Annotated in this window: 22 protein-coding genes and 2 pseudogenes; 15 read left to right on the forward strand and 9 right to left on the reverse strand. The window is 62.0% G+C overall.

Going from position 1 to position 20,806, the window contains the following annotated elements; translation table 11 throughout:
- Positions 1-307 precede the first annotated feature (307 nt).
- The 9 genes from EK373_RS14940 to EK373_RS14980 are packed head-to-tail and all read left to right on the forward strand — an operon-like array spanning position 308 to position 9,817.
- A complete protein-coding gene (locus EK373_RS14940; protein ID WP_129645862.1) occupies positions 308-1,417 on the forward strand; it encodes an NAD-dependent epimerase/dehydratase family protein in 1,110 nt (369 codons plus the stop codon).
- Positions 1,414-2,520, forward strand: coding sequence for an NAD-dependent epimerase/dehydratase family protein (locus EK373_RS14945; RefSeq protein ID WP_198683363.1), 1,107 nt, complete (start codon positions 1,414-1,416; stop codon positions 2,518-2,520). Before EK373_RS14940 ends, EK373_RS14945 begins: the two co-directional genes overlap by 4 nt.
- A gap of 54 nt (positions 2,521-2,574) precedes the next feature.
- A complete protein-coding gene (locus EK373_RS14950) occupies positions 2,575-3,513 on the forward strand; it encodes an MDR/zinc-dependent alcohol dehydrogenase-like family protein (RefSeq protein ID WP_232831115.1) in 939 nt (312 codons plus the stop codon).
- The gene (locus EK373_RS14955; RefSeq protein ID WP_198683364.1) at positions 3,510-4,556 is read left to right on the forward strand and encodes a Gfo/Idh/MocA family protein; all 1,047 of its coding nucleotides are present in this window, start codon (positions 3,510-3,512) and stop codon (positions 4,554-4,556) included. The genes EK373_RS14950 and EK373_RS14955 overlap by 4 nt, the downstream gene beginning before the upstream one ends.
- Positions 4,553-5,644, forward strand: a complete 1,092-nt coding sequence (locus tag EK373_RS14960; protein ID WP_129644276.1) for a glycosyltransferase family 4 protein — start codon at positions 4,553-4,555, stop codon at positions 5,642-5,644. Before EK373_RS14955 ends, EK373_RS14960 begins: the two co-directional genes overlap by 4 nt.
- Complete coding sequence (locus EK373_RS14965) at positions 5,641-6,765, forward strand: CgeB family protein (RefSeq protein WP_129644278.1); 1,125 nt, start codon at positions 5,641-5,643, stop codon at positions 6,763-6,765. The genes EK373_RS14960 and EK373_RS14965 overlap by 4 nt, the downstream gene beginning before the upstream one ends.
- The gene (locus EK373_RS14970; protein ID WP_129644280.1) at positions 6,762-7,898 is read left to right on the forward strand and encodes a CgeB family protein; all 1,137 of its coding nucleotides are present in this window, start codon (positions 6,762-6,764) and stop codon (positions 7,896-7,898) included. Before EK373_RS14965 ends, EK373_RS14970 begins: the two co-directional genes overlap by 4 nt.
- Positions 7,885-9,024, forward strand: coding sequence for a CgeB family protein (locus EK373_RS14975; RefSeq protein ID WP_129644282.1), 1,140 nt, complete (start codon positions 7,885-7,887; stop codon positions 9,022-9,024). Before EK373_RS14970 ends, EK373_RS14975 begins: the two co-directional genes overlap by 14 nt.
- Before the next feature lie 10 nt (positions 9,025-9,034).
- On the forward strand, positions 9,035-9,817 hold the full coding sequence (locus tag EK373_RS14980) for a TIGR04290 family methyltransferase (RefSeq protein ID WP_129644284.1): 783 nt from the start codon (positions 9,035-9,037) through the stop codon (positions 9,815-9,817).
- On the opposite strand, the gene EK373_RS14985 is transcribed toward EK373_RS14980, so the two are convergent.
- Genes EK373_RS14985 through EK373_RS14995 form a run of 3 tightly spaced genes read right to left on the reverse strand, consistent with a single transcriptional unit; the run spans position 9,777 to position 12,102 of the window.
- Positions 9,777-10,550, reverse strand: coding sequence for a Crp/Fnr family transcriptional regulator (locus EK373_RS14985; RefSeq protein WP_129644286.1), 774 nt, complete (start codon positions 10,548-10,550; stop codon positions 9,777-9,779). The two genes, EK373_RS14980 and EK373_RS14985, sit on opposite strands and share 41 nt — an antisense overlap.
- Before the next feature lie 14 nt (positions 10,551-10,564).
- Positions 10,565-10,978 carry a response regulator gene (locus tag EK373_RS14990; RefSeq protein WP_157994378.1) on the reverse strand — a complete coding sequence of 138 codons (414 nt, stop codon included), beginning with the start codon at positions 10,976-10,978 and terminating at the stop codon, positions 10,565-10,567.
- The gene (locus EK373_RS14995) at positions 10,975-12,102 is read right to left on the reverse strand and encodes an HWE histidine kinase domain-containing protein (RefSeq protein ID WP_157994379.1); all 1,128 of its coding nucleotides are present in this window, start codon (positions 12,100-12,102) and stop codon (positions 10,975-10,977) included. The genes EK373_RS14990 and EK373_RS14995 overlap by 4 nt, the downstream gene beginning before the upstream one ends.
- Before the next feature lie 350 nt (positions 12,103-12,452).
- On the opposite strand from EK373_RS14995, the gene EK373_RS15000 reads away from it, so the two are divergent.
- Genes EK373_RS15000 through EK373_RS15010 form a run of 3 tightly spaced genes read left to right on the forward strand, consistent with a single transcriptional unit; the run spans position 12,453 to position 16,262 of the window.
- Positions 12,453-14,207 carry a YbhB/YbcL family Raf kinase inhibitor-like protein gene (locus tag EK373_RS15000; RefSeq protein ID WP_129644292.1) on the forward strand — a complete coding sequence of 585 codons (1,755 nt, stop codon included), beginning with the start codon at positions 12,453-12,455 and terminating at the stop codon, positions 14,205-14,207.
- Between the two features lie 51 nt (positions 14,208-14,258).
- Positions 14,259-15,653 (forward strand): cytochrome B6, encoded by a 1,395-nt coding sequence (locus EK373_RS15005; RefSeq protein WP_129644294.1) that lies wholly within the window; start codon positions 14,259-14,261, stop codon positions 15,651-15,653.
- Positions 15,654-15,662: 9 nt separating this feature from the next.
- The gene (locus tag EK373_RS15010; protein WP_129644296.1) at positions 15,663-16,262 is read left to right on the forward strand and encodes a DUF4142 domain-containing protein; all 600 of its coding nucleotides are present in this window, start codon (positions 15,663-15,665) and stop codon (positions 16,260-16,262) included.
- 61 nt (positions 16,263-16,323) lie between these two features.
- Here EK373_RS15010 and EK373_RS33745 read toward each other — a convergent pair whose 3' ends face one another.
- The 3 genes and pseudogenes from EK373_RS33745 to EK373_RS34285 form a co-directional block, all read right to left on the reverse strand.
- Positions 16,324-16,635, reverse strand: a complete 312-nt coding sequence (locus EK373_RS33745; protein WP_232831116.1) for a DUF2934 domain-containing protein — start codon at positions 16,633-16,635, stop codon at positions 16,324-16,326.
- 213 nt (positions 16,636-16,848) lie between these two features.
- Positions 16,849-16,956 (reverse strand): annotated as a pseudogene (locus tag EK373_RS34280) (cytochrome c oxidase assembly protein); the annotation flags it as partial.
- A 34-nt stretch (positions 16,957-16,990) separates the two neighbouring features.
- Positions 16,991-17,515 (reverse strand): annotated as a pseudogene (locus EK373_RS34285) (cytochrome c oxidase assembly protein); the annotation flags it as partial.
- Positions 17,516-17,548: 33 nt separating this feature from the next.
- Here EK373_RS34285 and EK373_RS15025 point away from each other — a divergent pair.
- On the forward strand, positions 17,549-18,298 hold the full coding sequence (locus tag EK373_RS15025; RefSeq protein ID WP_129644302.1) for an OBAP family protein: 750 nt from the start codon (positions 17,549-17,551) through the stop codon (positions 18,296-18,298).
- Positions 18,299-18,348: 50 nt separating this feature from the next.
- Positions 18,349-18,591: a hypothetical protein gene (locus tag EK373_RS15030; RefSeq protein ID WP_129644304.1), complete on the forward strand. Its 243-nt coding sequence runs from the start codon at positions 18,349-18,351 to the stop codon at positions 18,589-18,591.
- Between the two features lie 60 nt (positions 18,592-18,651).
- Here the strand turns inward: EK373_RS15030 and EK373_RS15035 are convergent, their stop codons facing one another.
- The 3 genes from EK373_RS15035 to EK373_RS15045 form a co-directional block, all read right to left on the reverse strand.
- Positions 18,652-19,161, reverse strand: coding sequence for a DUF4142 domain-containing protein (locus tag EK373_RS15035; RefSeq protein ID WP_129644306.1), 510 nt, complete (start codon positions 19,159-19,161; stop codon positions 18,652-18,654).
- 130 nt (positions 19,162-19,291) lie between these two features.
- Complete coding sequence (locus EK373_RS15040; RefSeq protein ID WP_232831118.1) at positions 19,292-19,747, reverse strand: SRPBCC family protein; 456 nt, start codon at positions 19,745-19,747, stop codon at positions 19,292-19,294.
- Between the two features lie 58 nt (positions 19,748-19,805).
- The gene (locus tag EK373_RS15045) at positions 19,806-20,141 is read right to left on the reverse strand and encodes a hypothetical protein (protein WP_129644310.1); all 336 of its coding nucleotides are present in this window, start codon (positions 20,139-20,141) and stop codon (positions 19,806-19,808) included.
- Between the two features lie 168 nt (positions 20,142-20,309).
- Here EK373_RS15045 and EK373_RS15050 point away from each other — a divergent pair, with 168 nt between their 5' ends.
- Complete coding sequence (locus EK373_RS15050; RefSeq protein WP_129644312.1) at positions 20,310-20,702, forward strand: hypothetical protein; 393 nt, start codon at positions 20,310-20,312, stop codon at positions 20,700-20,702.
- Positions 20,703-20,806: the final 104 nt, after the last annotated feature.

Here is a 20,806-nt window from a genome sequence, read left to right on the forward strand (position 1 = left end):
GCTGATGCACGAATCATGCAAGGCTTCAGATCAATAAAAAAAGCGCCGGTCGATGGGTCCAGGCGTGTAGTCGCTCCGTAGCTATGTAACTTTTTTTCCCGGTCGGCGGTCTGCTGCCCGCTTTTTCGCCGCGTGTAACGCTGCCGCAGCGGCGGCACGCTTGTTGCTACTTACCTTCGGGGCGGCTCGCCATCGTGAGTCATCACCGACAGCTTTCGAGGAACTCCCAGTGGGCAAGCTATGGACATCGGATGAAACCATCCAATTCTCCGGGCGCAGCGGCAATGGACGCTGGTCCAGCGACGCACTGGTGCTGGTGACTGGAGGCGCGGGTTTCATCGGTTCGCACGTGGCCAATCTGCTCGCCGAAAGCGGCTCGCGCGTGCGCGTGATCGATGCGCTCGACGCCCAAGTTCACGGCGAGGAGCCCGGCTTTCCGGCTCATCTGCACGCCGACGTCGAGCGCGTCGAAGGCGATATTCGCGACCGCGATGCTTTGTGTGCAGCGCTGCAGGGCGCTACGCACGTTTGTCATCTGGCCGCCGCGGTCGGCGTCGGTCAAAGCATGTATGAGATCGAACGCTACGTCGATATCAACAATCGTGGCACCGCCTTGTTGCTGGAAACGTTGATGGATCGTCCGCTGCAACGATTGGTGGTGGCTTCGAGCATGAGCGTGTATGGCGAAGGGCTGTACCGGCAGCCGGGCGGTAACGGCTCACAGTATTGCGAGCCGCAGCTGCGATCGCGACAGCAGCTGAGCGAAGGCCGTTGGGAGATCGAAACTGTCGATGGCAAGCTCGAGCCGGTGGCGACTCCGGAAACCAAGCACGTGGCGCCGGCATCGGTGTACGCATTGTCGAAATACGATCAGGAGCAGATGTGCCTGATGTTCGGATCCGCTTATGGCGTACCGACCGTGGCATTGCGCTTCTTCAACGCTTACGGCCCCCATCAGGCGCTGTCGAATCCTTACACCGGCGTGCTCGCGATCTTCGCGTCGCGCTGTATCAATGGCAATCCGCCGCTGATCTTCGAGGACGGCATGCAACGGCGCGACTTCGTCAGCGTGCGTGATGTCGCCCGTGCGTGTCAGTTGGCGCTCACTACGCCGGCGCTCGGCGAGACTTTCAACATTGGTTCGGGCGAGCCGCGCACGGTGCTGGAAGTTGCCAATAGCGTCATCGACGCGGTGAATGCGCCGGTCGATCCGCGGGTCACGGGCAAATACCGTATCGGCGACATCAGGCACTGCTTTGCAGATATCTCGAAGGCGGAGCAACTGCTGGGTTACCAGCCGCAAGTGAAGTTCGAGGACGGCCTGGTGGAATTGGCCGAATGGCTGGCGAGCACTTCGGCGAACGACAACTTCATGCGCGCCAGCGCCGAGCTCGATCGCAGAGGGCTGACGCTGTGATCGCTGCAGCGAAGAGCCGGCAGCACTGCAGCGTCCTGATCACCGGCGGCGCCGGCTTCGTCGGCGTGAATCTCGCGGCGGATCTGCTGGCCAACGGCGAGCGCGTGCGCATCCTCGATTCGCTGGCGCGTGCCGGCAGCGAGCGAAACATCGCGTGGCTGCGGCACCACCACCCCGACCAGGTCGACTTTATCGAAGCCGATGTGAGAAATCCCCAGGCAGTGGCTGCCGCGATGAGGGGAATCGAGCATGTCGTCCATCTGGCGGCCCAGGTGGCTGTCACCAGCAGCCTGGCCGATCCGCCATTCGATTTCGACGTGAATGCGTTCGGCACATTGAATGTTCTCGAGGCGGCAAGACGCGCCAGCCGCGCGCCATCCTTGATATTCACGTCGACCAACAAAGTGTACGGCGCACTCGATGACCTGAGAGTTCGAGCCGACGGGCAACGTTACATGCCGACGACTTTGCGCGTGCGCTCGCACGGCATCGACGAATCGCGCGGGCTCGATTTTCACAGCCCCTATGGCTGTTCGAAGGGCGCGGCCGAGCAGTACGTGCTGGATTATTCACGCAGCTTCGGCCTGCGCACCACGGTGTTCCGCATGAGCTGCATCTACGGGCCCCATCAGCACGGCAACGAAGATCAGGGCTGGGTGGCCCACATGGTCCGCAGCGCTCTGGCGGGTACGCCGATCACGATCTATGGCAACGGCAAACAAGTTCGCGATGTGTTGTTCGTCGATGACCTCGTCAATGCCTTCCGGCGCGCGCGACACGAGATCGATCGTCTGTCGGGGCGAGCGTTCAACATCGGCGGTGGGCCGGGCAACAGTGTGAGCTTGCTGGAGCTGATCCGGCAGTTGGAACAATCACTGAAACGACGCGTCGAGCTGCGTTTCGAGCGCTGGCGCGTCGGCGACCAGCGTTACTACGTCTCCGACACCGGGCGATTCCAGGCGGCGACCGGCTGGCGGGCGCGCACTGCGGTGACCGAAGGCGTCGAGGCTTTGTGCGATTGGCTCACTGCCTCCGAGCTGCTCCCTGCGCAGCGGCGTCGGACCGCGCAGACGAGCGTGCAGGAACTGGGCGCTCCCGGTTGATTTCAAGGTAATCGCATGAGCGATGTGCAGCACGCAGCCAGGTTGATTCGGCCCATGACCACGCGGATCAGCGAGGTGAGGGTGCCCGAGCCCGGCGCGAACGAAGTGCGTGTCATGCTGGAGGGCTGCGGCATCTGTGCTTCCAACCTGCCGGTGTGGGAAGGACGTGAGTGGTTCAAATATCCGCTCGAAGCCGGATCGCCGGGACACGAGGGCTGGGGCATCGTCGATGCAGTCGGCGCAGGCGTCGAGGATCTCGAAGCAGGGCAGCGAGTGGCGTTGATGTCCGGCCACGCATATGCCGAGTACGACATCGCTTCGCGTAACTGTGTCGTGGCCTTGCCGGAGGAGCTGGACGACGAACCGTTCCCCGGCGAGCCGTTCGGCTGCGTGATGAATATTTTCGAGCGCAGCGACATTCACGCCGGGCAGACAGTCGCGGTCGTGGGCGGTGGTTTCATCGGCTTGCTGTTGACGCAGCTGGCGTCCGACGCCGGTGCGCACGTCGTGGTGCTGTCGCACCGTGAGTGGGCGCTGCAGCTCGCGTTGACGATGGAGGCGGAGGACATCATCGCCACCAAAGACGACGGTCACGACGCCGAGCGGGCCATGCAGCTCACCAGCAACCGGGGCTTCGATCGAGTAATCGAGGTGTCGGGGGTGCAATCCGGTCTCGATCTCGCCAGCGATATTGCGGGCGAGCGCGCCCGTCTCATCATCGCCGGCTATCACCAGGACGGGCCTCGCCAGGTCAATATGCAGCAGTGGAACTGGCGCGGCCTGGATGTCATCAACGCGCACGAGCGTTCGATGGACCGCTATGTCCTGGGTGTGCAGAAGGCGATCCAAGCTGCGTTGGAAGGCCGGCTCGATCCGTTCCCGTTATTGACGCACACCGTATCGCTCGGCTCGCTCGACCTTGGCTTCAAGCTGATGCGGGAGCGGCCCGACGGATTCGTCAAAGCGCTGCTGCTCAACGAGGTCGACTCGTGAGCGCGCGATTGCAAGTGCCCGCCAAATCGCCGAGCTCGGCGCGACTTGCTCTTGCCCGGCCGCGGATTGGGTTCGTCGGCCTCGGATGGATCGGACGCAAGCGACTCGACGCGTTGACTGCCGACAGCCGTGCAGACTTCGAAGTCGCCGCTCTGGTCGATAGCGATGCCGATCGACTGCGCGCGGCCGCTGCGGCTCATCCAGAAGCGTCAGTTGGGTCTGCCATCGATGCGTTGCTCGACGAAGGTCTGGACGCGGTCGTGATTGCGACACCGAACGGTTTGCACGCCAATCAAGCCGTCGCTTGCCTGGAGCGCGGCATGGCGGTGTTCTGTCAGAAACCGCTCGCAACCACATTGAGCGATGTGCAACGAGTGCTCTCGGCGGCTCGTGCTGCCGATCGTTTACTCGGCATCGACTTCTGCTATCGCCACATCACCGGCATGGAAGTGTTGCGGCGTCGGCTGTCGTCAGGCGCGCTCGGTGACGTCATCGCGGTCAGTCTGGTTTTCCACAATGCCTACGGGCCCGATAAGTCCTGGTGCAGGAGTCCCGCGCTGGCCGGTGGCGGTTGTTTGCTGGACCTCGGCGTGCACTTGCTCGATCTGGCGCTATGGGTGCAAGGCATGCCGCCCACGGAGCGGGTGCGCAGCCGACTGTTTGCTCATGGGCAGCCAGTGCAAGGTCGTGCGGGGGAGCTGGAAGATCTTGCTTACGCCGAGTTCATCCAGGCGAACGGTGCGATCGTGCGGCTGTGCTGCTCCTGGTATGCGCACATCGGTCAGCCGGCCCAGATTCGGATGGAGATCGCCGGCACGCGCGGTGGTGCTTCATGGCGCAATATCGATGGCTCTTTCTATGACTTCGACGTTTGTTTGTTTCAAGGAACGCAGCGCGAGCAACTCGGGACGTCGAGGGACGATTGGGGGACTCGGGCGTTGCGTGCGTGGCTGCGGCAGTTGCAGGCGAGCAATCGCTTCGACGCCGAAGCCGAAAACATCGTTCGCAGTGCCGCCCTCATCGAGGAGGTCTATCGGGCATGAAGCTCCTGATGACAGCCGATGCGGTGGGCGGAGTATGGACGTATGCGCTCGATCTGTGCTCGGCTTTGTCAGGAAGCGGCGTCGACGTCGTGCTGGCGACCATGGGGCCGCGTCCGAGCGGAGAGCAACGCGCGGCCGCCGCAGCGCTGTGCAACGTACAACTCGTGGAGTCGGACTATCGACTGGAATGGATGGGCGCTGCCTGGGCCGATGTCGATGCGGCGGGCAAATGGCTGCTCGATCTCGCTGCCTCGAATGCCGTGGATGTCATCCACATCAATGGATACTCGCACGCAGCGCTGCCATGGAGACAACCTGTCGTTTGCGTGGCGCACTCGTGCGTATGGACCTGGTGGCAAGCCGTATATGGCAACTCGCCGCCGGAACGGTGGAACGAATATCGCGGCCGTGTCGCCACCGGGCTGAACAGCGCCGATATCGTTATTGCTCCGACCGCAGCGTTCCTCGAACAGCTCGGTGCGTGCTATGCGTTTACGCCGCCAACACGCGTGATCAGAAACGGACGAGCGCCGGCAGCTTCCAGTTGCAACGTCCCACGTGAGCCCATTGTGTTGGCCTGCGGGCGGCCCTGGGATGCTTCGAAGAACATCCGCGTTCTCGACGATGCCTCACGAAACGCCCGTTGGAGCGCATATGTGATCGGCAGCGTTACAGGACCCGATGGTCAGACGTTTAAACCCTCGGCAGTCCGGGCTGTCGGTGCGCAACCAAGTCGCGAAGTTCACAAGTGGATGCATCGGGCGAGCATCTTCGTACATCCGGCACTTTACGAGCCGTTCGGCTTGGTCGTGGTCGAGGCGGCAAGCGCCGGGTGCGCGCTCGTGCTCGCTGACATCCCGACGCTGCGCGAGCTATGGAATGGCGCCGCCGAGTTCTTCAAACCGCGCAATGCTCGCAGTCTGCGCGGGAAGTTGGACGCGCTCCTTGCCGATTCAGAGCGCCGACAGGAACTGTCAACGGCGGCCAGGAGGCGAGCAAAGGACTACAGCATCGAGTCCACCGCGGCGGAATACATGGAAACGTATCGAGCGCTCCTTGGTAATCATGGGGAGCGAACCGCCGCATGAAGTTCGTCCTGTTCTACCACTCGCTGATCTCAGATTGGAATCACGGCAACGCGCACTTCCTGCGCGGCATCGTTAGCGAACTGCTCTACCGCGGACATGCCGTCGACGTCTACGAGCCGGAGTCGGGGTGGAGCTTGACGAATCTGCTCAACGAGCGGGGCGAGGCTGCGCTCGCCGATTTTTACGTGACCTTTCCCGAGCTGAGCAGCAAGTCGTTCGACGCTGCGAGTCTGGATGTGGATGCGGCGCTGGAGGGAGCCGATGTGGTCATCGTTCACGAGTGGAACGAGCCTGCATTGATCCAGCGAATCGGAGCGAGCGCCAGACGGCAGGGCTGCACTGCCCTGTTCCACGACACCCATCATCGCAGCGTCACCGACGCGTCGACGATGGCGGAGCTGGATCTGCGTCACTACGACGGCGTGCTCGCGTTTGGTCAGGCGGTCGCGGAGCAGTACACACGTCACGGCTGGGCCGCACAGAGCTGGGTGTGGCACGAAGCCGCCGATCTGCGCCGTTTCGCTCCGTTGCCTGTTACCGATCAGCGGGCGGATCTGGTCTGGATCGGTAACTGGGGCGATGACGAGCGTAGCGCCGAGCTGCACGAGCATCTGATCGAGCCGACGCGACGGCTGCGCTTGAAAGCAGCAGTGCACGGCGTCCGCTATCCCGAGCATGCGCTGCAGACTCTGCGCGAGGCCGGCATCGCGTACCGAGGCTGGTTGCCGAACCATCGGGTGCCGGAAGTGTTCGCTCGTCATCGGTGCACCGTGCACGTGCCTCGGCAGACATATGCCCGACAACTGCACGGCATTCCGACGATCCGCATGTTCGAAGCCTTGGCGTGTGGCATTCCGTTGGTCAGTGCGCCATGGCGCGACTCCGAGAATCTGTTCCGGCCGGGCGTCGATTATCTGGTGGCGGCCGATGGCAACGAGATGGAACGTCATCTGCGCGCCATTCTCAATGACGCAGAACTCGCGGCAAGCCTGGCCCGCCATGGATTGGAAACGATTCTGGCTCGGCATTCCTGCGCGCATCGAGTCGATGAGCTGTTGAATATCTTGACGACGCGGCAGACAGCTGCCTTGCCGCGCTCGGTGGCAGGAGGACTGTCATGACCGCGAAAGTAACATTGGCCATGTTCGGCTCGAGCTTGGTGTCGGCGTACTGGAACGGCGCGGCGACCTATTATCGCGGCATGATCCGCGCCCTGGATGGTTGCGGATTCGATATAACTTTCTACGAGCCGGACGCCTTCGATCGCCAGCAGCATCGAGACATGCCCGACCCGAGCTGGGCCAAGGTGGTGATTTATCCTGCCACGCCCGATGGTTTGCAGTCCGCGCTCGAACAGGCTCGAGACGCTGACATTATCGTGAAGGCCAGTGGCGTCGGTGTGTTCGATGAGGAATTGGAAGCCGAGGTGCCGCAACTACGGCGTGCTTCGAATCTGACAGTTTTCTGGGATGTCGATGCCCCGGCTACGTTGCAGCGCATGCGGGCGGATGGGTCGGATCCGTTTCGATCGCAAGTGCCCAGATATGATCTGGTGCTGACCTACGGCGGCGGACCGCCCGTGGTCGCAGAATATTCGAACTTTGGGGCGCGCCACTGCGTTCCTATTTACAACGCGCTTGATCCGATGACCCATCATCCAGTGCAGCCGGACCCGAGATTCAGCGGCGCGTTGGGATTTCTCGGCAACCGGTTGCCCGACCGCGAGGCCCGCGTGCGTGAGTTCTTTTTAAAGCCTGCCGCCTTGCTGCGTGATAAGAAATTCTTGCTGGGCGGTTCGGGTTGGGAACGCAACGTCGCGTTGACCGACAACGTCAGTTACGTGGGCCACGTCTATACACGCGACCACAACGCTTTCAATTGCTCCACGCTCGCCGTGCTCAACATCAATCGCGACAGTATGGCGCAGGTCGGCTACTCACCGCCGACCCGTGTATTCGAAGCGGCCGGCGCGGGCGCTTGTTTGATCTGCGATGCCTGGGAGGGACTGGAGCAGTTTCTCGAGCCGGGCAGGGAAGTCTTGCGTGTCGAAAGTGGCGAGGAAGTGGCGAGAGCTTTGCCTGCTCTGACGGCACGCAAAGCCAAGCGCATTGGAGAGCGTGCCAGGCAGCATCTGTTGAGTGAGCACACCTACGGGCATCGCGCGATTGAGGTCAAGAGATTGCTGGTGGAGCAGTTATCCCGTCGCGCCGTGCCGGCCAGATACGACGAGGAGGTGCACCGTGCGGCGCTCTGACGAAATCATATTCATCGGCCTGTCCATCACCTCATCGTGGGGCAACGGGCACGCCTCTACCTATCGTTCCTTGATTCGCGGCCTGCATCGGCTCGGTCACAAGGTCATGTTCCTCGAGCGGGATCAGCCGTGGTACGCAAGCAATCGCGATGCGCCCATCCTGCCTTATTGTCAGTCGCGGCTGTATGTGGACGTGGATGAGTTGTGCGCCAGATACACTCCGCGGCTGCGTGCCGCTGCTGCAGTGATCGTCGGCTCTTATGTCGATGAGGGTCGGCAGGTTTGCGATTGGGTGCTCGATCACGCGACCGGCGTCAAGGCGTTCTACGACATCGACACGCCCGTGACAGTGGCGCGACTGCAGGACGACAGCTGCGAGTATCTGCGCGCTTCGCAGGTTCCGGAGTTCGATGTGATGTTGAGCTTCACGGGCGGTCCCATCCTCGGGCGCCTGGAACGAGATTTCGGCGCGAGGTCGGCGCGACCGCTGTATTGCAGTGTGGACGTCGATCAGTATCAGCCCACCGGCTCGCATCGTGACATCGAGCTCGGCTACCTGGGCACCTACAGCGAGGACCGGCAGCCGGCGCTGGAAACATTGTTGAACGAGCCGGCGCGTCGCTTGCCGAAGCGGCGCTTCGCCGTGGTCGGCGCCCAGTATCCGGAGCACCTGGTATGGCCGAAGAATGTACAGCGCGTGGATCACATGGCTCCCGGCTCGCACGCACAGTTCTACGGCCGGCAGCGATTCACCTTGAATCTCACGCGAGCCGACATGCGCAAGGCGGGATACTCGCCGAGCGTGCGGTTGTTCGAAGCGGCGGCTTGCGGCACGCCCATCATTTCGGATGAGTGGGTCGGGATCGATGAATTGCTGGAACCAGGCAAGGAAGTCCTGCTGGCGGATTCCACGCGGAACGTCACTGAAATCCTGGAGAACGTGAGCGATGCCGAGGCCGAGCAGATCGCCGCAGCCGCGCGCGAGCGCATCTGTGCCGAACACAGCAGCGTGCACCGTGCCGAGGAGCTGGAAAGTTATCTGAACGCTGCGCGTGAGTCTGCTGTTCGCAAGCCGCTGGCAGCGGTCGCCGGAGCATCTGCCGAGCGCGCTGTCGCTGCGCATTGAGGGCTAGGCTATGGCGTTGCAAAGCTCGATGCGCGAGCAGATCGCAGGCCTGGGGCCGTGGTTCCACAATCTGCACTTGCCCGACGGCACACAGACTTCTCCCGATCATCCGTTCGGCGACTTTCCCAGTTTCAAATGGCAACACGTCGCGGCCGCAGTCCCGGAGGATCTGTCGGGATGGTCGGTGCTCGATATCGGCTGCAATGCCGGGTTCTACAGCTTCGAGCTGGCCAGGCGCGGTGCGCACGTGATGGGTGTCGATGTCGAACCGCTCTATGTACGCCAGGCGTGTTGGGCCGCTCGTGAGTTCGATTTCAAAGACCAGGTCGAGTTCGTCGAGGGCGATGTTTATGGGCTGCTCGGCTCGGATCGTCGCTACGACCTGGTGTGGTTCACCGGCGTGTTCTACCACTTGCGCTACCCGACGCTGGCGCTGGATCTGGTGCGGCGGGCTACGCAGCGACTCATGGTGTTTCAAAGCATGACCATGCCCGGCCCGGCGCGGGACGTGGCGCCGCCGGATGTGCCGTTGCATCGGCGCGAGCTGATGCTCGAGGAAGGATGGCCCAAGATGGCGTTCGTCGAGCATCGCGTTGCCGACGACGACAGCAACTGGTGGGTGCCCAACGCCAGTTGCGTCGAGGCGCTGCTGCGTTCGGCCGGTTTCGAAGTGCTGGCCCGGCCCGAGCACGAGTTCTATGTTTGCAAGCCGGTGCGAGTGCCGGAGGGATCCAGTCGCGACCTGGCGCGGATTACAACGATTTCAACAGCCCATGGCTGTAACGGTCCTTGATCAGACCTTCGCCCTCCAGGTGCAGGTAACCCGGATCGAACATCGCCAGCGCGCGCAGGCCGGCCAAGTCATGGATGACCAGCGACTTGCTGCTCATCGACACCAGCCCGACCCGACGCAGCTCTTTCAACGTGCGATTGACGTGCACGGTCGAGAGCGCGACGGTATCCGCCAGCTCCGATTGCGTGACCGGCAACTCGCAGCCTTCCGGCGTCGCAAGCCCGACCGCTTGCATCCGCACGTAGACTTCGCAGAACAAGTGAGCGACCCGCTCCAACGCCGTGCGTTGACCGATGCTGACCAGCCATTGGCGTCCGATCGCTTCTTCCACCAGCGTGTTCCACCAGAACGCTCGCGTCAGACGCGGATGGTGAGAAGTGATGTTCAGAACCGCCTCGCGCGGCAGCGTGGTCACCGAGGAAGGGGCCAGCGTGCTGATGGTATGGTCCATCTTCTTCAGAATGAACACACGCGCATCGCACATGTCGCCCGGCAGGAAGTAGCCGATGATCTGACGCCGTCCATCGGGCAGCATCTTGTGCCGGCAGGCAAAGCCCGAAACGATCACGGAAACGCCGTGGGCATGCTCGCCTTCACGGATCAGGTCTTCGTGCGAGCCGTAGCTGCGCACCGGCCCCGCCGCTTCGTGCAGGGCGACTTTCTCTTCCTCCGTCAGCTCCGCGAAGTTCTCGAGTTTGCGGATCAACAGGTGAATGAGAGTGGATTCAGGCATGAACGAAGCCACCATCAACTTTCTTGCAGCGCTGGTTGTCGGCGCGCGCCAGCGGACTGTACTGCTTGCAGCAACGCGCGCAGGTTCACCGGCTTTTCCAGCCGGATGTAGCCGCTGAATTCACCGGGCAATACCGAGACGTCGTAGCCGGTCGCAAAAATCGCCGGCGTGCCCCGCTGACGCAGCTCCTGCGCGAGACCGAACGCGAGATCGCCTTGCAGATTGATGTCCAGCACGGCGCAATCGATCTCGCGACTCTTGACCAGTTGCAGGCCGTGCTCGACGTCGGGCGCCGGGCCAACGATCTGCGCACCGTGCTCGCGTAACGTGGAGCAGATCTCTTCGGCGATGAAATAGTCATCCTCGACTACCAGCACGCGGAGTCCGGCGAGCGACAGCTGGTTGTCGCCTTTGGGGTTGGGCCTCATAGCGGTGTCCGGTCGGCGTGGACAGAGGTGCGCTCGTTGATCGGTAAATGAATCTCGCATTGCGCGCCGCCGTCGTTAAGTGTGTAGCGCGTGACCGCGCCGAGCTCATAGGGCAGCACGCGCTCGATCAACTCACTGCCGAAACCGCGTCGACGCGATTGCGTCTGCGGGATGTGTACGTTCGATTCTACCCAGGACCAGCGCAACGTCGGCGCCGGAGCCGTGTCGATGTTCCAGCTCACTGCGAGCCGACCCTCGGGAACGGTGAATGCGCCGAACTTGAGCGCATTGGTGGTGAGCTCGTGCAGTGTCAAAGCGATCGTTTCGGCGGCGCGGCGCGCCAGGCGCCACGACGGCCCGGCGATGCTGAACTGATTGTCCCGAACGGCGTTTGCGCTCAGTTCGGCGCGGATCAAGTCTTCCAGCTCCGGACCGGAATGCCGATCGACGTTCATCGCGCCTTGGGTGCGGGCCAGCGCGCTGATGCGCGCCTCGAGGTGTGACGCGAGGTCCTCTGATGAGTCGGAGGTCTGCCCTGAACGGCGGATGATGGAGCGCACGGTGGCGAGCACATTACGCGCACGATGCTCGATCTCGGCAAGTTGCGATTGCTGTTCGAGCCGGCTCTCCCGTAGCTGACGTTCGTGTTGCTGAGCCCGTAGCGCGAGGCAACTGGTCCATGCCAGCCCCGGTAACAACGTCAGCTGCGCGGAGGTCGGCGTCAGGCCATCGCGCCAGAAGAACGCCAATCCGAGATAACCGGAGTCGGCGCCCACCGGCACAGTCAGCAAGGTTTCCGCCCGCAAGCGCTGGCCGGAGGGCAATTCCACTTCCATGGAAGGACGGTGCTGCATGATGGCTTCACCGGCCGCTACCGCGCCTGTGATCAAACGTTGCAGGGCGGAGCCGCCATTCAGCGTGCTCACGGTGCCGCGCTCAGGTATGGATATCACGCAATGAGTTTGATGGTTAGGCACGGCACAAAGTCCAGCGGCATTCGCCAGTTCCTGCGCGGCGGTCGCGGTCGCGTGTAAGACCGCATCGACGCCATGAGCGGAGGCAATGCGCTTGAGCCCGCTGTTCAGACGACGGGAGAGATCGAACTCCGGACTATCTGACGTCATGACAGGATCTCTGGCTGCGCATCCGCAAAAGAGGCAACACGGTGAGCGCGGCCGGGCAGGTTTGCCACTAAACGGCTCAGCCGCCGATTTGGTCCCATCGATGTTATTAACCTGTGTTAATGCTCGGAGGCTCTTGTGATTGCGACCGGAGCCGTGCATTGCGCGCGGCAGCGCACAGTATCCACGATCGCCGTGCTCTCAATCACATAAGTAAATCGACCACGCGCGGGAGATCGCGTCCTTGTAAATGCGACCGTATTCGACGCCGCCTCGCATGCGGTAAGCGCAGCTGAGGAACTTTGTGGGTGCGTCGGACTTTGCGTCCTCGCAACAGGCGCACGGAGACGAGGATGGGAAACAAAGCTGGCGTTGTTTGTTTGGGAATGTTCGCCAGCGTGTTGTCGCCGTCCCTGGGTGCTCAGCAGGGACAATTGACCGATGTTTCTATCCAGGGGTTCGTCTATGAGCCGCGACGTTTGCCTGCCACCGATGCACGCATCCAGTCGTTGACGGTGCCGCAAGGTTTTCATCTGCAGCGTTTCGCCGAAGGCCTCGACAATCCTCGCATGCTGGCGGTCGCCGATGACGGCGCCGTGTATGTAACTCAGCGCACACCGGGGAATCTGGTGATGCTGCGTGATACGGACAACGATGGTATCGCCGATATTCAGAAGATCGTGCTCCGTCAGCGCGATCTGCACGGCATCGCGATCCGCGGCAGGGAAATTTTTCTAACGGACATCAAAACGATCTATGCGGCGGACATTCTTGCCGATGGTCGCATCGGCGAGCGCCGTATTGTCAGCGCCCGCCTGCCCGATGGTGGCCAGCATCCGAATCGCACGCTGGCGTTCAGTCCGCAGGGCGATCTCTTTGTCAGCGTCGGCTCGACATGTAACGAATGCCGGGAGCCGAACCCTCAGCACGCAACTTTACAGCGAGTCACCGACGATGCAGCTCGGCGCTCACGGCCGGACCAACCTGCGCCGCGTGAGATATATGCCAGCGGACTGCGCAACTCGCTGGGCTTCGGCTGGCATCCGGACTCGGGTCGCTTGTACGCCTTCGACAACGGCATCGACTGGCTGGGCAACGATGAGCAGAGCGAGGAGCTGAATGAGCTGACCGAAGCCGGGCAACGCTTCGGCTGGCCGTATGTCTATGACGACGACCAGATCAATCCGCACACCGAGCCGCTCGAGACATCGTCGGAGCAGTGGGCCGGGATGAGCGAAGAGCCCGTCGGCATGTATGCGGCGCACGCCGCACCGATGCAGATGACTTTTTACACGGGCTCGCAGTTTCCGACCGAATATCGCAACGATGCGTTCGTCGCGATGCGCGGCTCCTGGAATCGCAAGCCGCCGCATGGCTATGAAGTGGTGCGCGTGAGGTTCGACGCGAGTGGCGGCTTCACGGCGTTCGAGCCATTCGTCACCGGCTTCATTCAACCGGTCGCCGGCGGGCATGGCTTCTTCGGCCGACCGGTGGGCGTGACATCGGCCAAGGACGGCGCGCTGCTGTTTACCGATGACACGAACAACATGATCTACCGCGTGGCGGCGGCTGGCGCAGCTGCGAGCGCCGACCCGCAGGTGATTGCAAAGGACATCTTCGACGCACCGGCGACCATCGCCGTGTCCTCCTCGGCCATTCCGGCCGGCGGTGTGATCGATGTGAAATACACCGATTACGGGCGGGGCATCTCGCCTCCGCTGCGATGGTCATCGCTGCCATCGGGCACGCAGTCGCTGGTGTTGATGATGGAAGATCCCGATGCGGTCGCGCCATTGCCGTTCGTGCACTGGACGATGATCAACCTGCCGCCGTCGCTGAGCGCGTTGCCGGCAAATGTGTCAAAGGCGTTCGCGCCGCTGCGCGGGCAACCGGCGCGACAGGGCAGCAATTCGAAAAGCGAGCGCGGCTATTTCGGCCCGCGCCCGCCGGCAGGCGATCCGCCGCACCGCTATCACTTCCAGATCTTTGCGCTCGACACCAAGCTCGATCTGCCGGACGGATTCAATCGTCACGCGCTGTTGGACGCCATGCGCGGCCATGTGCTGGCCAACGGCGAGCTGATCGGAACGTTTCAAGCGCCGCAATAACCAGCGAGGAATCTAGTAATCATGCAAGCACCTGCTGCAGGGAGCCGGCCCATGCGAAAATCCAAGATCCTGGTCTGCCTGGCGACGATGGGAGTCATTGCAGGCGGGGGCACGCTCGCCGACCCGCTGCCGCCCGACGCCACCTATCGTCCTTTGCCAACGTTGCCGCTGGATGTAGTCCGGCGAAACGATGAGGGCGCCAAGCCCGCCGTGCAGCGACGTCAGCAGAGCCTGTTCAACGAACGCTACGACATGGCCGATCGGCCGATGCAGGGCGTGAAGATGTCTGGCGGGCGTAAAGGTGTGCAGGACGGCGTGCGCGTGAAGCTGCGCTCGGGCGCCACTTGGGATTCGCTCGCCAACATGACGCCCGACGATATCAAGGCGAAAGGTTTGTTTCCCGCCGGCTTCATGCCGCTGCCGCACGTCAAGCAACTGACCGGCGGGCAGGTGTTCCCGGAGAACCAGATCAAGGCGATCGGCGACGCCGAAGACCGTAATCTCAAACGCTTCGACGTCGATTTCGATCTACCCGATCACATGACGCCGGAATTTCCGGCGCCGATCTTCCTCATCAACCGGCCGGACCTGGGCGATATCAGCGGCGGCCAGCTGCTGACCATTCGCAATTACTACGCGAAGGTGGTCGGCATTCTGACGCCGGTGCAGATCGAAGGTCTGCGTCTGCTGCTCACGCCATTTCCGCAGGAGGAGTTCAACCAAACGGAGGATCGCAAGGTCGCCGAACAGAGCGACGGCGTGGCGTGCCTGGATTGTCACGCCAACTTTCACACCAACGCCGCATTTCACCTGACGCCGGACGTGCGTCCGCAGGTCGCGCGCTTCCGTCTCGATACCACCAGCCTGCGTGGCATGTTCAATCAACAGATCCACGGCTCGAAGCGTTCGCTGCGCTCGGTGGAAGACTTCACCGAGTTCGAGCAGCGCACTGCCTACTTCAACGGCGATCACGTCAGCGCCACGCGCAAGGGCGTGCACCTGCCGGATCGCCCCAATCAGGTCGCGATGATGGCGCAGATGCAGAACATGATCGACTTCCCGCCGGCGCCGAAACTCGACCCGCTGGGGCGGCTCGATCCGAGCAAGGCCAGTGCGAAGGAGTTGGCTGGCGAGAAAATCTTCATGGAGAAAGGCAAGTGCGCCACTTGCCACATTCCTCAAGAGGCGTTCATGGATCACCAGATGCACGACCTGAAGGCGGAGCGCTTCTACAAGCTCGGCCAGGTGTTCAACGATCAGGTCGCGATGCCGGACGGCGCCATCAAGACCTTCACCCTGCGCGGCATCAAGGACTCACCGCCGTATCTGCACGACGGTCGCCTCATGACGCTCGCGGATACGGTTGAGTATTTCAACCTGGTGCTGGGACTGAAGCTCACGGCGGACGAGAAGGATTCGCTGGTCGCTTACATGCTGGCGCTTTAGGAGGACGTCATGTCACGACATCTATCGACTTTCGTATTGGCCAGCAGCTGCGCGCTGCTGGCGTCTGGCAGCTTTGCGCAAGAGGGCGCCAATCCCGCCGGCATGTCGCCCGATACCGAGGGCAAGGAGCTGGCGAAGCCGGCGCCCGAAGGCTCGAACACGCAGGACAAGTTGTTCGTTCGTCAGGCGGCGCTGGGCGGCCAGGCGGAAGTGGAGCTGAGCAAGCTCGCGCAGAAGAGGGCAACCGATCCGGCGGTGCGCGAATTCGCCGATCGCATGGTGGAAGTGCACTCCAAGTCGAACCAGCAGTTGATGAAGCTGGGCCGCGGCATGCAACCCGATCTGCCGAAGAACCTGGATGCCGAGCACCAGGCCATTCGCAACGAGCTCAACAAGGCGCAGGGTCAGACCTTTGATCTTGCGTATATCTCCTCGCAGATCCAGGACCATCAACGCACCGCCAACCTGCTGCAGTGGCACCTGAGCTACGGCCAGAACGAGGCATTGAGGAAATATTCCATGGAGACGCTGCCCGAGGTGATGGCTCATCTCGAGCACGCCAAGGAGCGTTACGCGATGCTGACGCAGGGCGCAGGTTCGCAGCGATAGACCGTTGCTGCGCAAGGGGCTCTCTGGCGAGCAGAGAGCCCCGAATCGCTCTTGAATCGTTCTAGCCTGTAATCTGATTCTCGGGCGCCGCCTGCCTCTGCTGGTCGGCCACGTCTATTTCTTTCTCTGCCCGCAACCAGTCGCTGAGCTCCGCGCCTGGCGCGAAGCCGCGTTGTTGCGCCAACTCATAGGCGCGACGCGCGATGCGCTGCCAGCGCGTCTGGGGAGTATCCGGCGCGCTTCTTTGCACGTTAGTGTGGATGACATCCGGTACTAAAGCTTCCGGCACGCTCTCATCGGCATTGGCGGGCCGGTTCAGTGCGGGATCGATTTTGACGACATGTTCCGAGGACGATTTTCTTGCCGGACGCATGGTGACTCCCCCGAGAAACACGGTGCTGGACGGGAACAACCTGGCAGTGAGCCTATATTCTTCCGCTTCGGATCGGATCCGTGGGTGGGAAACGCGGCGGAATCGAATCGGATCCCTCCGTAAACGATGTTTCAGCATTGCGCCGGCCGAGTCCCGCGACAGCGCAGCAAGTAGTCTCAGGGCCGCCACTGCGTGCACCAGCCGGCGCGGAGTCCACATCAACAAACCTGCGAGCTGTTGATCCTCCACCGGCGTCAGGCCGAACGGTGCGAGCCTCAACGCGGCATGGCGCGGGTACCAGGGACTCTCCGAAAACGCCATCAAGGCGCCGCGCGCCGCCGACGATCACTGTCGCGAACAGGCATAACACGGCTAGCCCACGCCCCCCGACGGTATGTTTGTTGTAGAGCATCGCCGACCAGAACAGCAGTGCCGAGATCAGAAACGACAGGTGCTGTGCGATATGCCAGCCATCCTGAGCCAACGCCAGCTCGAATAATATTGGCCCATGCCACAGCCACCGGGCGGCCGCCTGCAAGACCGTGGCGAACACTGCGCCGCTCAGCAAGCTCCATCCCCCTTGCACCAGGAAGCTGAGTGTCAGGCGGCCTATGACTTTGCGCGCCTTGCCGGGCCAGGCCCAGAGCATCGTTTCCAGCGGACGCGACAGCACCAGCAGCGGTGCGGCCACGAGCATGATGAGTTCGTGCTCGCCCATGTGGCGTAGATCCGCAGCCAGGCGCTGGCGACGAAGTGCCAGTACAGGCAGTTGTCCGCCACATCGGAGAAGCGCGTGTGCTCCAGGTCGTGCACGAAAGCGAACTCCGTCCGAGGAACTTTGCAGAAGGGTCGGCATTGGACTCGCACCTACGGAATGCATCGCCGCGCTGCGAGCGACGCGTGGAGGCTCCCAATGAATAGGCGGTTCTGGGCGTGCACGTCGATTGCGAGCGTGCTGCTCGCGGGATGCGGTGGCGAGAACACCAGCTCGAACGTCACGCCGCCGGGCAGCGAGCCGGCCGGCAAAACCAAGGTGCTCGAGTCCGGCGCCAATCTGCTGCAAAACAAGGCGCCGCTCGGCGAGTTGAATGCCTACCTGGATGGCTTTCATTTCTATAACGGCAATATGCAGGCGCAGATGGAGGCTCATCACTACTGCGGGCACGTCAACGAAGATCTGATTCAGTGCGTGATCTTCGATGGCAACGCCGACGATGCGAAGCTCATGGGCGTCGAATACATCGTCACCGCGAAGTTGTTCGCCGCACTGCCGCCGGAGGAGAAACATTTGTGGCATAGCCACGTGCACGAGGTGCGGTCGGGGTCGCTTGTGGCGCCGGGCATTCCGGAAGTCGTAGAGCGCGAGCTCATGACAAAAATTGCGGGAACCTATGGCAAGACCTGGCACACGTGGCATACGGATCAGCAGAACGAACTGCCGCTGGGCACACCTATGTTGATGATGGGCTTCACTGCCGACGGGCAGGCGAATGAGCAAATGATCGCCGATCGCGACCGGCGTTTGGATGTGTCGAGCGCCGAGTTGCGCAAGCGGCGCGCCGACATTCCCTATCCACCGATCGATGCAGAGGCCGACGCATGGAGCAAGGGCATTGTGATGCAATTGCGGATCGAGCAGCGTGCGGAGGGAACTCCGCACTGAGTGCCGGGTTCAATTCAAGGATGACAGGGGACTAACGACAGGAGGCCAGCATGGCAACTCGGAAACGTGCAAAAAAGAAACAGTCGGCTCGAAGTAAGTCCACCAAGAAGAAGACCACGCGCAAGGCAGCGAAGCGTACGCTGATCGCGCCGCGCGGCGATAAGCGCTATGTGCGCCGGTCGAAGAAGGGCCGCTTCAAGGAAAGCGATGATGTGAGCGCGTCGTTGTCGCGCGATCGTCGGAAGAAGGCGAAGCGCAAGGCCAAATCAGGCCAGGGCGACAAGGGCGATTGATTCGACGTTCAGTTCGAGTCGCGGTGGAAGCTAACCCGTCGGTTAGCTTCCACGCTGATCTCACTCTTTATCGAACTTCGCTTCCAGCTTCTTCGCATCGGCCAGATGTTGCTGCAGCGTGGGCAGCGTCTTCTTGGCCAGTGCGCGCAGTTCAGGATCCAGTGTCGTATCGTTCGCCGCCGTCTGGAACAGCTCCACCGCCGCTTCGTGATCCTTCACCATCTGTTCCATGAAGTCTTCGTTGAAGTCGTTGTCCGCGGCTTGATGCTCGAACTTCTCTTTCATGCCCTTGTGCATCAATCCCGGCTCGGTCGGCACTTCCAGGCCTTTTGCCTTGGCCGCGGCCATCAGCTCCTTGTTCGCCTTGGTGTGATCGGCCACCATTTTCTGCGCGAACGCCTTCACGTCAGCATCCGTCGCCTTTTGCGCGCCGAGTTTGCCCATGATGACTTCGGCGGAGCCGGACTCGCCGGCCTTGGTCACGAAATCCTTCGCTGAAATCGCATCCGCGCCGAACGCGGCCGTACTGGTGCCCAGTGCACCTATCAAAAGCAGGGTTGAAATCTTCATGGCCCACCTCGTTTATAACTTTTTCCTAACAAGTGATATTCGGAAGCCGTTGCTTCGGTATCTAGCGAACGCGCCGTGCACGAGTCGGTTCCCGGACGACGTGCACGGCGGCGGGCCACGCAGAGATGGATCAAACGGGCCGGCTCTTGTCGATTTCGCCGCGCCAGGCGCCGGTTTCCCGGCCGCGCGATTCGATGAACTTCTTGAAGTCCTGCACGGTGTTTTCCACACGTGAACCGAATATTCCGACGGCGTCGCCGATGTTCTCAATGGCGCCTTCGGGCTCGTAAGCCATCACCAGGCGCACGCGAGTGCGATCGGCGTCCAGCGGCTCGAAGCGCACGGTGCCTGCGTTCGGCGCTCCTGAAATGCTCTTCCAGGAAATGCGCTTGTCCGGCTCCTGTTCGGTGATTTCCGCATCCCATTCCTTGTCCTTGCCCCAGATCTCTGCACGCCAATGCACGTGCGTGTCGTCGATCTGACGCACTTCCTTCACACCCGCCATGAATTGTGGGAACTCCTCGAATTGGGTCCACTGGTTGTAAACCGTGTGGATCGGGCAATTCACGTCAACAATTTTTTCCACGTGTTCCACAGCGCTCTCCTCGTGTGTGCTCACTCGCTGCGAACGCGATGCACGACGCTCAAGTTCCTGGCGGCGGTCGGTTCCCGGGCGGGTGCAGCAGCCGTCGAAACTGGATCCGACTGCGCTCGACGAATTCGTCCATCGCGCGATCGCGCGAATAACCTTTCGCGTCGGGAAGAGCAGGACTGCTTTCGTAATTGGAGCGGACGATGCGCAGGCGCGGCAGCAGCGCTCGAGTCGCGCGCAACGCTGAAAGCGTCTTGGCGTCGTCTCGAGTCAGCAGCTCGAACTCGCGAGCCACTGGCAGCTCCAGATCTTCCAACCACCATTCAACGAGATAGACCAGATTGTCGATGGTCTCGTCGATGACGAGGACGGGGTCACGGTAGTCCATGGCGTGGGGTAGAGGCAGCAGGGACCTGTTGTTATATACAGGTGACCAGGACAGTTCAATAGGGGAGCCGGTGGCCGCAGACGTCGCTCGCCACCGACGCGTTAGCGCGCCTCCAGATCGGGTGAAATCGCGAATACACGGGCGGGAAGACCGAGCACGGAGACAGCAATGAAGACATTCGGCAACACACTGGCAGTGCTACTGGGCGCAGCGTTTTTAGGGGTGGCAACGGCCGGCGCGACGGAAGTATTTCGTGCCCATTACGAAATTCGCGTCGCTACCCAAGGCACCGACAACAAGGTGCGCTCCACCTTCGAAACGCGCCCGGGCGAGCGCTTTACCTTGAACCTCCCGCCCAACGTGGTGGCCATGGCGGTGCGCCGGCTGAGCGCGGAAAATTACGAGCTGGAAGTGACGGTGACGCCAGCCAAGGCTGAGAAGGCCGCCGCTTCGTTCAGCCACACCTACCAGGGCATCCTCGGACGGCCTTTGGAGCTGAAAAACACCGCCGACGGCGTCAACCTGGACGGCGCCATCTCAGTGGTGGTGCTGAACCGCTGAGGGCCTCTGTCGTCCGGGCCTTGCATCCCGGATGCGAACCATTATCATCTCGGCCACCGCGCCCCTCTTATATAAGTAGGGGTGCGGTCAGCAGCCCGCCCCTG

This window comes from Peristeroidobacter agariperforans (genome assembly GCF_004138335.1).
In the GTDB taxonomy this organism is placed as follows: domain Bacteria; phylum Pseudomonadota; class Gammaproteobacteria; order Steroidobacterales; family Steroidobacteraceae; genus Steroidobacter; species Steroidobacter agariperforans.